Here is a 10,009-nt window from a genome sequence, read left to right as displayed (position 1 = left end):
CCAGCCCGAACAGCAGCAGCCGGCGGAAAGCACCGCCGCGGCCGTGGCACCGGTGCCGGCAGAGGGCGCCGTTCCGAGCCCGACACCGCGACCGGATACGAGCGCAGAACGCACGGCATCCGTCCCTGCTCCGGCCACGGGTGGCCAGGCCCCTTCGTTGCGTCGCCGCATTCAGAACATCTTCAGCCGCTGACCGTGACTGTTGCACCGCAGACATACGACCTCAAGGGGCTCAACTGCCCCTTGCCGGTCCTGAAAGCGCGCAAGCGCCTTGCCGGCATGCCGCGCGGCAACCGGCTTTGGCTTGAAACCACCGACCCGCTGGCGGTGATCGACATTCCCGCCTTCTGCAACGAGAACGGACATCTGCTCGTGGAGACGGAAGCGACAAGCGACGGGCATCGCTTTCTCGTGGAACGAGGTTAGAGCATCGGACCGAAAAGTGGAATCCGGTTTTCGGATTGTTCCGATACTCCATTTATAGTTTAGATCGTCCTTTGTGCGTCCGCATCGACGCACGGCGATCCAAGCCGGAGGTCAGCAGTCGCGTTAAATGACCTGAACTTTAAACGGCGCAGAAATCAGAAACATATCCGTCCCACATTCTTCCCAAACACTGGGTCAGCTCCCAATTGCGTCGACGCGGCGCGCGGTTCAACGGCGAAAGCCCGCTATGGCGAGCGGATTGTCCTCAAGCGCAGCCCTGTCGGGCGTGTCGACCGCCGCATCGCCCATGAACGCCGAGAACAGCCCCTTCACATAGGCTTCGTCGAGCCCCGTACCGATGATGACGAGACGCACGCCGCGCGTGTCGTCAGGCCATTTCGCCAGAAGGCGCGGTTCGTGCAGAACCTGTCGAACCCCCTGCACGACAAGCGGACGATCCGGCTGCCCCTGCAGTTCGACAATGCCTTTCAGCCGCAGGATCTGCGGTCCGCACTGGCTGCGCAGAAGGTCCAGAAAATTATCAAGCGCCGAGCCTGAAATGGGCCGGTCGTGCGTCAGCAGGATCGTGTCGTAGGCTGCACTGTGTCCGTGGTCATGGTGATGGTCGTGCCCATGGTTGTGATCGTGATCGTGATGATGATATGGCGGGGCATCATGCAGCACCCCTGCGGCGCGTGCGCCGATGTCGAGCGCACTGCAGTCAATGATGGCAGCAGCCTCCATCCCCTCTGCCACGAGCGGCTGGAGACCCGGTGCAAGCTTTGCGAGGTACGATTCCAGACCGGAGAACGCGTCCGCCACAACCGCATCGGTCTTGGTGAGGAGAAGCCGGTCGGCCACCGCCACCTGATGCCGCGCCTCTTCGTGCGCTTCGAGCGTCTCACGGCCGTGCATCGCGTCAACCAGCGTGACAACGCCGTCCAGCCGGTAACGCGCAGCCAGTGCCGGATGCGCGGCGAGAGCCTGCAGAACCGGCACCGGGTCGGCAAGGCCGGTGGTTTCGATGACGACACGTTTGAGACTGTCTGCACGGCCACCCGCGAGGCGCTCATCCAGCCCGAGAAGCGTGTCCACCAGCGCGCCGCGAACCGTGCAGCACAGACAGCCATCCGACAGTTCGATGATGCCGTCGGATGCCTCTTCCACCAGCAGGTGGTCGATGCCCACGGCACCGAACTCATTGACGATCACGGCGGTGTCCGAAAGTGCCGGATCGCGCAGCAGCCGATTGATCAGGGTTGTCTTGCCGGCGCCGAGAAAGCCCGTGACGAGTGTCAACGCGATGGTGCTGGACATGGTGATCAGCCACCCTGCGCGGTGTCGGCGGTGGCGCTTTTCAGCGGATAGTCCGGCCGCGGCGTGGGGATCGGCACATCGGCATAGCGCGGCACCGACGGTGCCGGGCCGGTGGCGCCGCCCAGAGCGATCGTTACGGCGCGCGGCTCGTGGTCCATCGCCGACAGGTAAGGCGAGCGCTGAACCAGGAGACCGTCGTCGTCACCGCGCTCGAACCGGGCCTTGACCGCCGCTTCGGAACAGACCTCGGGGCGCAGGTCGACCGCCACATTGCGACCTTCGCCATAAGGCGCGAACGCGGTGATGGAGGGCGAGACCGCCCCTTGAATCTTGAAGCCCTCGGCAAGCAGGCGTGCGGCTTCCTCGCCGCGCTCCACCTGCGATGGAGCACCCAGCACGATCGTCGCAAGCGTGCGGCCGTTGCGCGTGGCCGTGGCGGCGAGATTGAAGCCGGACGAGCACACATAACCCGTCTTCATGCCGTCCGCGCCGGGAAAACGACCGATCAGCCAGTTGTAATTCGGCAAAACCCTGTCGCCGGTGCGGATGGCCTCCATAGAGAAATAATGCGCGTGCTGCGGGAACTCGGTGCGGATGGCCCGCACGAGAAGCGCCAGATCACGGGCGGTGGTGTATTGCTCGGTTGAGAAGAGACCGTGCGGGTTTACGTAATTCGTTCCGGACATGCCGAGCTTGCGGGCGGCCGCATTCATGCGCTTTGCAAACGCACCGACCGAACCGCCGACATTCTCGGCAATCGCCGTGGAGACATCGTTGGCGGACTTGACCATGATCAGCTTGATGGCGTTGTCGAGCGTCAGCACCGAGCCTGCCGGATAGCCCATCTTGCTTGGCGGCTCCCGCGTCGCACGTTTGGAGATCGTCACCGGAGAGTTGAACTGCAACTCGCCATCCCTGACCGCCTCGAACGCCACATAGGCCGTCATCAGCTTTGTGAGCGATGCCGGATACCAGCGCTGGAATGCGTCTTCATGAGACAGAACCCTGCCGCTGTTGACGTCGAGAACGATTGTCGGCCCTGCCGACGCCGGCATGACTGCCGCGACCATCCCCATCACTGCCCCGGCCACCATCGGCGCGGCAAACCTTGCGAAACACATGCGCATTATCCGAATTTCATGTCCGCCTGAAATATCAGGCTCTGTTGTTGACCCGTATACCGGTTATTGTCACCTGTGCCTGCGACAGGTGGTCAACGACCGGCCTCAAGCCCCGTTCGCTCCATATCGGCGCGTCCGGGTGCATTTAACGCGAACCGGGCACTTATAGCAAAAAACCACAAAGCCGGCGCCTGCTTCGCGCTCCAGAATACCGATGCGGAGCGAACAAAAGCCCAAGCTGGTCCAACCGGATCAGCTTGCAATCACGCGTGATCACATCTTACCTATTGCTGACTTCAGGAAGATGACCACGGGATAAATGCGGCCCCTCCGGTACCTGCGCGAAACCCGCCTCGCCATGAAGGCCAAAATGCCGGCAAAAATTTGAAGGGAACAGCAAAACATGCCGATTTTGAATCGTTCTGCGGAATTGCAGGCCGAAATCGCCGAATGGCGCCGTGACATCCACCGTCATCCCGAGCTTCTCTTCGATGTGCACCGCACCGCCGGCTTCGTGACGGAGAAACTCACGGAATTCGGCTGCGGAGAGGTTGTGACCGGGCTCGGCAAGACCGGTGTGGTGGGCATCATCGAAGGCAATCTCGGCGACGGGCCGACCATTGGCCTGCGCGCCGACATGGACGCTCTGCCGATGACGGAGATGACGGGCAGGCCCTGGGCCTCCACCATCCCCGGTAGGATGCATGCCTGCGGCCATGACGGGCACACGGCCATGCTGCTCGGCGCTGCGAAATATCTCTGCGAAACGCGCAATTTCAGGGGCCGTGTCGCGGTGATCTTCCAGCCCGCCGAAGAAGGCGGCGGTGGTGGCAACGAGATGGTCAAGGATGGGATGATGGAGCGCTTCGCCATCGAGCGCGTGTTCGGCATGCACAATCTGCCGGGCCTGCCCGTCGGCCAGTTCGCCATCCGCCCCGGGCCGATCATGGCGGCCACGGCTGAGTTCGTGATCACCGTGAAAGGGCGCGGCGGCCACGCCGCCATGCCGCATACGGTGGTCGATCCGATTCTCGCTGCAAGCCAGATCGTGACGGCGCTGCAGAGCATTGCTTCGCGCAATGTGCATCCGCTCGATTCGGTGGTGGTTTCGGTCACAAAATTCCACGCCGGCGACGCCTTCAACGTCATTCCCGATTCCGTGGAGCTTGCCGGCACCGTGCGCACCCTGAAGAAGGACGTGAACGCCGATGCCGAAAGCCGCATGCGCACGATCTGCGCGGGCGTGGCAGCCGCCCATGGCGCCACGGTGGAGGTGGACTACGATTCCAACTATCCGGTGACGTTCAACCATGCCGACGAAACCGCCTTTGCGAGCGCGATAGCAAGCGAGATCGCCGGCGCGGCCAATGTGGACACCGACATCACGCCAACGATGGGCGGCGAGGATTTCTCCTACATGCTGGAAGCCCGTCCGGGCGCCTTCATCTTCATCGGCAATGGCGACAGCGCCGCGCTGCACAACACGGCCTACGATTTCAACGACGACGCCATCCCGCACGGGGTGAGCTACTGGGTGCGCCTGGCCGAGACCGCCCTGGCGGCATGACGGAGGGGACGGCGCCCTGCACGCCGTCCCATTTGATCTTGGCGAACCGGCTTCATCGCGTTATGAGAGGGCTCAGCGGTCCCGTAGCTCAGCAGGATAGAGCATCAGATTCCTAATCTGAGGGTCACAGGTTCGAATCCTGTCGGGATCGCCATTTTTGCTGCGCCCAGCCCGATGACGCTGCCCTGCCGGCCTGCGATGCGCACTTTTCCCCAAACACGCCACGATCCAATCCAGATACACTGATAACGAAGGTGCGTTCAGGACTTTCTCAAGGCAGCGTGGAGACATGACGTGACAGCGAAACCTTTCCCCGGCGTGAACCGGAAAATTGCCCGCACCGCCCTGTTCGGCGCCTGTTTTGCATTTGCTCAGGCTGTGCCACCGGCCCTTGCCGACATCATCGATAGCGGGAGAATAGAAAGAATCACGCTCTCATCCGGCGGGCTGGCCGAGGTCAGGCGCTCTGCTCGCATCGACGGAGACGGCACGCTGCGCATCGACATTCCGCTCGACCAGGTGGATGATTTTCTGAAAAGCCTCGTAGTGAGCGATCCCGCAGGCACGATCGATGCCGTCACGCTCGACGGGCTCTCGCCGGTTGAGGAGACGTTCCGGCGGCTGCCCTTCAGCCCCGGTGAAATGGGATCCGTTCCGGCGCTGGCGGCTGCGCTTCAGGGCGTCTCCGTGCGGGCCACCTCGGGCGGACGCACCGTCGAAGGCATGATTCTCGGTGTCGACACGCAACAGACGGGCAGCGATACTGATCCCCGCATCGAGCGGGTTCTCTCGGTGATGACGGCGGATGGAACGGTTGAAATTCTCAAGCTTGGAACCGACACCCAGCTCGATATCCGCGACGAGGCGATGCGGGAGCGGCTGCGGGAGGCCGCGAAGGTGAGCGGACGCGGGCGCACCGATGCCATCCGCTCCGTGGCGGTCACACTATCGGGAACGGGCGCGCGCGACATCGCCCTCTCCTATGTGGTGCCGGCGCCCGTCTGGAAGACCGCCTACCGGCTGGTTTCGGCCGGAGAGGAGACCGCCCGCCTGCAGGCCTGGGCGGTGATCGAAAACGCGACCGGCGAAGACTGGGAAGGCATCGGGTTGACGCTTTCCTCTGGCGCACCGGTGACGCTCGCCCAGAAGCTGCATCAGCGCTACTGGAGCGAACGCGCGGACATTCCCGTTGCCGTGGGCAACGCCGCGCCGCCGCGGCCGGACGATGCAGCGGGCATCGAGATGGCCGAAATGAACGCCGCCCCCCGGCGCATGCGCGCCCTGGGAGGAGCAGCCGCACCCGCCCCGATTGCGGATATGGCCATTATGGACCTTCGGCACCGACCAATGGCAGCCAGGCGCACGAGGGCGAGACGAGCGCCACTTACCAACTGCCGAATGCCATCGACCTCGCAGCAGGGCAAAGCCTTTCCGTGCCGTTCGTGGACGCCAAGGTCCGGGCAGAGCGGGTCTCGGTCTTCCAGCCTGAAAACGGCAGGATCCACCCGGTCGCAGCCGTGTTTCTGAGAAACGACACCGAGGCAAGCCTGCCGCCCGGCATCGTCACGGTCTATGACGGGGCGAGCGGCTATGTGGGCGATGCACAGCTTCTGGGCATTCCCGCCGGAGAAAGCCGAATGGCGAGCTTCGCCAGCGACCGCAAGGTCGAGATCACAACCGAAACGAAACCGCACGAGATCCTCGGAAAGGCGGCCATCACCGATGGCATCCTGCGCACGACGACGGTTTCGCGGATCACCACGACCTATGCGATCAAGGGCGCTGCGGATGCGAAACGCACGGTTCTGATCGAGCACCCGCGCCGTGACGGATGGCAGATGTCCTCCGATGCGCTCGACAGCGCCACGCCGACGCATTACCGCCTGCGCGCCACTGTAGAGGCCGGAGGGAAATCCACCGTCAGGACGGTGATGGAACGCAGCCGCACGGAGAACTTCGCCCTGATCGATGCCAGCGCCGACGCGCTCTATGTCTGGGCCGGCTCGGCAACCGACGACGAAACCACAAAAAAACTGAAGGCGCTCGCCGCGCTCAAACGTGAGGCAATAACTGCCGAACGCACACTCGAAAATGTACGGCAGGCGCTGGAACGAACCGCCGGAGACCAGGCCCGCATCCGCGACAACCTGGGGTCGGTCCCCCGCGAAAGCGCATTGGCAGAACGCTATATGCGCATGCTTGAAGAACAGGAAAACCGGATCGCCTCGCTTGGCGAGGAGAGAGCCCGGGCAGAAACCGAGATGGAACGCCTGAGCGGCGAGGTGCGGGCGTTTATCGACGGGCTCTGATCACTCTCAGGTGTCATCCATGGAGGCGGCGCCAAGCGCTGCGCCGGCTCCGACTGGCACCAGCGCACCGGCTGCACCGTCACGGTCGGCAAGTCGCGCCAGAAGGAAGCGACGAAGCCCGAAAAGCCCCATAACCGGGAGAGCGACCGTGATGAGCGGGCCGCCGCTGGCAAGGAAGAAGGACCAGAGGATCGTGATCGCAGACGCAATGAGAAGCGCCAGCGAATAAGGGCGATGAGCGCCCGGCGCCCCGTCGACGCCGATAAAGCCCCGGCGCGTGAAGACCAGCGCGCATCCGGTCACGAAGATAGTGATCAGAACGCCCTTATAAGCGACCTCGACAATGGCGTCCCCCCAGGCGGGGATGCCAAAACGGTAGAGGCCGACGATCAGCGGCGTGATCACGAGAAGGTGGATGTTGATGCCGAGAAGTACCGGGTGGAACCGCCAGCGGCAGACACGGAAGCCCACAAGCATGCATGCGGCAAGCCCTGTCCCGATCCAGCCCGTCAGTTCCTGATCTGCTCCACTGCGCCACAGCGCGACAAAAACCAGCGACGGCAGGCTTTCGACAATATCCGTCAGCCATTCACGCTGCATCGACGTCCCGAACATGCGTCTTTACCCTCTCCTATTTGCGATCCACCGCACCGACGTCCAGCAGCGGTGCGGCATCGAGCGCGCCGGCATTGAGCATTGCACCGACACGCTCAAGGGCTGCAACGATCATGCCCTGTTCCCAGTCCGGCAGGGCCTGAAACTGCTCTGAAAAGGTCTTCTGCAATGGATCGGGCGCAGCGCTCAACAGCGCGCGACCCTCTTCCGTCGGCGCCACCCAGACCACACGCTTGTCGCGCTCGCTGCGCGTGCGGGTGACGAGGCCACGCGCCTCCAGCTTGTCAACCAGAGAGGTGGCCGTTGCCTGCCCGACACCGGCCTTGCCGGAGATGTCCTTCGGGGTGGCCCGGCCTGCCGCAGCGACAATTTCAAGCACGATGAGCTGCGGTGTCGTCAGCCCTGTCGCCCGGGCAAGCGTGCGCGCGTTGAGCTCTGTTGCACGCAGGATTCGCCGCAGTGCGATCAAGCTTGTTTCAGTACGATCTTCCATGCCGCCATTCCCCAGGACTCGGAGGCCGAAGGGGCGATTCTCGGTCGCCGCTCTCCACTCGCACACAAATAGCAGAGAAAAGATATTTTGATTAGCGAATAAAATCTTCCTCGGAAACCATTGCATTTCATGGGTTTGCGCAGCTCATGGAACCATTTTCAATTCCAGCGGTTGAAATATCCTTCGATAGTCATAATATTCGGCGCGCTATGAGGAGACCAATGGCCACCACTGATATCAAGCTTGTACGCAAGCGATCGCCCGAAATTGTCTATCGCCCCCCGCGCAAGGAAGACGGCGCGGACGTGTGGCGGCTCATCCAGTCCTGCGAGCCGCTCGACGAGAATTCACTCTACTGCAATCTGTTGCAGTGCGACCATTTCGGCGACACCTGTATCGCCGCCGAAAGAACCAGCGATGGAGCGCTGGTGGGCTGGGTTTCGGCCTATCTTCTGCCGGACGAGGACAACACATTGTTCGTCTGGCAGGTCGCCGTGGACCAGAGTGTCCAGGGCATGGGCGTCGGCAAGAAGCTGCTTGCCGCACTGCTCGACCGGGAAGCCTGCGAAAATGTGCAGGCACTCAAGACCACCATCACCTCCGACAACAAGGCAAGCTGGGGCCTGTTTTCCTCACTCGCCCGCAGGCGCGGCGGTGAACTCAGCCACGAGCCTTACTTCCGCAAGGATGCGCATTTCGATGGCAAGCATGCCACCGAGCACATGGTGACAATCCAGTTCGCCGAAGGTGCATCCGACGATTTACGCGGAAACTGGATTTCTCTGCGCAAGGCAGACGAGGCCCGGAGCGACGACGCAGCCTGATAGCGGCGTCCCAATTCGCACGACCGATCAATCCGAAGGAATAGATATGACGACCGTTACGACGGACGACAAGCAGATTTTTACGCGACGCGAATCGGAAGCGCGCAGCTATTGCCGCAGCTTCTCGACCGTGTTCACCAAGGCGAAGGGCTCGACCCTGACAGACGCCGAAGGCCGGGACTACATCGACTTTCTGGCCGGCTGCTCGAGCCTGAACTATGGTCACAACGACCCGGACATGAAGGCCGCGCTGATCGAGCATATTGAGCGCGACGGCGTCACGCACGGGCTCGACATGCACACCGATGCCAAGGCCGAGTTCCTCAAATCCTTCGAGCGTCTCATTCTGCGCCCGCGCGACATGGATCACCGTGTCCTGTTCACCGGCCCTACGGGTGCCAACGCCATCGAGGCGGCACTCAAGATCGCCCGCAAGGTGACGGGACGCCAGAATGTCGTGTCCTTCACAAACGGCTTCCATGGCGTCACGCTTGGCGCGCTGGCAGCCACGGGCAATGGCTATCATCGCGGCGGCGCCGGCGTGCCGCTCAACCATGTCACGCGCATCCCTTATGACGGCGCGATGGGCGGCGACATCGACACGGCCGATCTCCTCAACCGGATGCTTTCGGAGCCCTCCAGCGGCGTTGAAAAACCGGCAGCGATCCTGCTCGAAACCGTGCAGGGTGAAGGCGGGCTGAATGCAGCGTCCCGTGAATGGGTCCGCCGGGTGAGCGAGATCGCCCGCGCCCATGGCGCGCTGCTGATCATTGATGATATTCAGGCAGGCTGCGGCCGCACCGGCAATTTCTTCTCCTTCGAGGAGATGGGCATCTCGCCGGACATCATCACCATGGCGAAATCGCTGTCGGGCTACGGCCTTCCGTTCGCAACGGTTCTGGTGAAGCCGAAATACGACGTATTCGGCCCGGCCGAGCACAACGGCACCTTCCGCGGCAACAACCATGCCTTCGTCACCGCGCGCGTGGCGCTTGAGAAATTCTGGGCGGACGACACGTTCCGCGCCACGATTGCCGAGCGCAGTGCCTATCTCGAAAAGCGTCTCAATGAGATCGCCGCGCTTCTGCCCGATGCCCGCGTGAAGGGCCGTGGCATGATGATGGGCGTGGATGTGGGCTCAGGCGAGCTGGCAGGCGACATCTGCAAGCGCTGCTTCCGCGACGGCTGATCATCGAGACCTCCGGCGCGCATGACGAGGTGGTGAAAATCCTCTGCCCGCTCAACATCGAGCAGGAAACCTTTGCGCGCGGTCTGGATATTCTTCAGTCTGCCGTCGCCGAAACAACCCAGAACACAAAAATCGCAGCGGAGTAACG

The 10,009-nt window shown here is 62.7% G+C and carries 9 protein-coding genes, 1 tRNA gene and 1 pseudogene; 7 read left to right on the top strand and 4 right to left on the bottom strand.

What is annotated here, in order from left to right; translation table 11 throughout:
* Nucleotides 1-195: 195 nt before the first annotated feature.
* On the top strand, nucleotides 196-426 hold the full coding sequence (locus tag JCM21793_RS09685) for a sulfurtransferase TusA family protein (RefSeq protein WP_025030239.1): 231 nt from the start codon (nucleotides 196-198) through the stop codon (nucleotides 424-426).
* 228 nt (nucleotides 427-654) lie between these two features.
* Here JCM21793_RS09685 and JCM21793_RS09680 read toward each other — a convergent pair whose 3' ends face one another.
* Together JCM21793_RS09680 and JCM21793_RS09675 are read right to left on the bottom strand one after the other, a co-directional pair.
* Complete coding sequence (locus JCM21793_RS09680) at nucleotides 655-1,743, bottom strand: CobW family GTP-binding protein (protein ID WP_025030238.1); 1,089 nt, start codon at nucleotides 1,741-1,743, stop codon at nucleotides 655-657.
* A gap of 5 nt (nucleotides 1,744-1,748) precedes the next feature.
* Nucleotides 1,749-2,864, bottom strand: coding sequence for a D-alanyl-D-alanine carboxypeptidase family protein (locus JCM21793_RS09675; RefSeq protein WP_007010259.1), 1,116 nt, complete (start codon nucleotides 2,862-2,864; stop codon nucleotides 1,749-1,751).
* Nucleotides 2,865-3,267: 403 nt separating this feature from the next.
* Here JCM21793_RS09675 and JCM21793_RS09665 point away from each other — a divergent pair, with 403 nt between their 5' ends.
* The 4 genes from JCM21793_RS09665 to JCM21793_RS30200 all read left to right on the top strand — a co-directional run bounded on the left by JCM21793_RS09665 (nucleotide 3,268) and on the right by JCM21793_RS30200 (nucleotide 6,740).
* Nucleotides 3,268-4,431, top strand: a complete 1,164-nt coding sequence (locus tag JCM21793_RS09665) for a M20 aminoacylase family protein (protein ID WP_025030237.1) — start codon at nucleotides 3,268-3,270, stop codon at nucleotides 4,429-4,431.
* 77 nt (nucleotides 4,432-4,508) lie between these two features.
* Nucleotides 4,509-4,585: transfer RNA gene (locus JCM21793_RS09660), tRNA-Arg, on the top strand.
* A 140-nt stretch (nucleotides 4,586-4,725) separates the two neighbouring features.
* The gene (locus tag JCM21793_RS30205; RefSeq protein ID WP_051556151.1) at nucleotides 4,726-5,958 is read left to right on the top strand and encodes a DUF4139 domain-containing protein; all 1,233 of its coding nucleotides are present in this window, start codon (nucleotides 4,726-4,728) and stop codon (nucleotides 5,956-5,958) included.
* On the top strand, nucleotides 5,949-6,740 hold the full coding sequence (locus tag JCM21793_RS30200) for a hypothetical protein (RefSeq protein ID WP_051556150.1): 792 nt from the start codon (nucleotides 5,949-5,951) through the stop codon (nucleotides 6,738-6,740). Before JCM21793_RS30205 ends, JCM21793_RS30200 begins: the two co-directional genes overlap by 10 nt.
* A 6-nt stretch (nucleotides 6,741-6,746) precedes the next feature.
* On the opposite strand, the gene JCM21793_RS09650 is transcribed toward JCM21793_RS30200, so the two are convergent.
* Entirely contained in the window at nucleotides 6,747-7,355 is a 609-nt protein-coding gene (locus JCM21793_RS09650) for a hypothetical protein (RefSeq protein WP_025030236.1), read from the bottom strand.
* Between the two features lie 16 nt (nucleotides 7,356-7,371).
* Complete coding sequence (locus JCM21793_RS09645; protein WP_007010256.1) at nucleotides 7,372-7,848, bottom strand: MarR family winged helix-turn-helix transcriptional regulator; 477 nt, start codon at nucleotides 7,846-7,848, stop codon at nucleotides 7,372-7,374.
* A 221-nt stretch (nucleotides 7,849-8,069) separates the two neighbouring features.
* Between JCM21793_RS09645 and ectA the strand changes: the two genes are divergently transcribed.
* Nucleotides 8,070-8,672 carry a diaminobutyrate acetyltransferase gene (gene ectA / locus JCM21793_RS09640; protein WP_025030235.1) on the top strand — a complete coding sequence of 201 codons (603 nt, stop codon included), beginning with the start codon at nucleotides 8,070-8,072 and terminating at the stop codon, nucleotides 8,670-8,672.
* 46 nt (nucleotides 8,673-8,718) lie between these two features.
* A pseudogene (gene ectB / locus JCM21793_RS25100) lies at nucleotides 8,719-10,007 on the top strand (diaminobutyrate--2-oxoglutarate transaminase).
* The last annotated feature ends 2 nt before the right edge of the window (nucleotides 10,008-10,009 follow it).

This window comes from Nitratireductor aquibiodomus NL21 = JCM 21793 (genome assembly GCF_000615975.1).
Lineage (GTDB): Bacteria > Pseudomonadota > Alphaproteobacteria > Rhizobiales > Rhizobiaceae > Nitratireductor > Nitratireductor aquibiodomus.
This window is presented reverse-complemented; position numbering and strand designations above follow the sequence as displayed.

Excerpts from the sequence above, each read along its gene's own strand:
- JCM21793_RS09680 (WP_025030238.1), bottom strand. The coding sequence starts at position 1,743 with ATGTCCAGCACCATCGCGTTGACACTCGTCACGGGCTTTCTCGGCGCC.
- JCM21793_RS09675 (WP_007010259.1), bottom strand. The coding sequence starts at position 2,864 with ATGTGTTTCGCAAGGTTTGCCGCGCCGATGGTGGCCGGGGCAGTGATG.
- JCM21793_RS09665 (WP_025030237.1), top strand. The coding sequence starts at position 3,268 with ATGCCGATTTTGAATCGTTCTGCGGAATTGCAGGCCGAAATCGCCGAA.
- JCM21793_RS09650 (WP_025030236.1), bottom strand. The coding sequence starts at position 7,355 with ATGTTCGGGACGTCGATGCAGCGTGAATGGCTGACGGATATTGTCGAA.
- JCM21793_RS09645 (WP_007010256.1), bottom strand. The coding sequence starts at position 7,848 with ATGGAAGATCGTACTGAAACAAGCTTGATCGCACTGCGGCGAATCCTG.
- ectA (WP_025030235.1), top strand. The coding sequence starts at position 8,070 with ATGGCCACCACTGATATCAAGCTTGTACGCAAGCGATCGCCCGAAATT.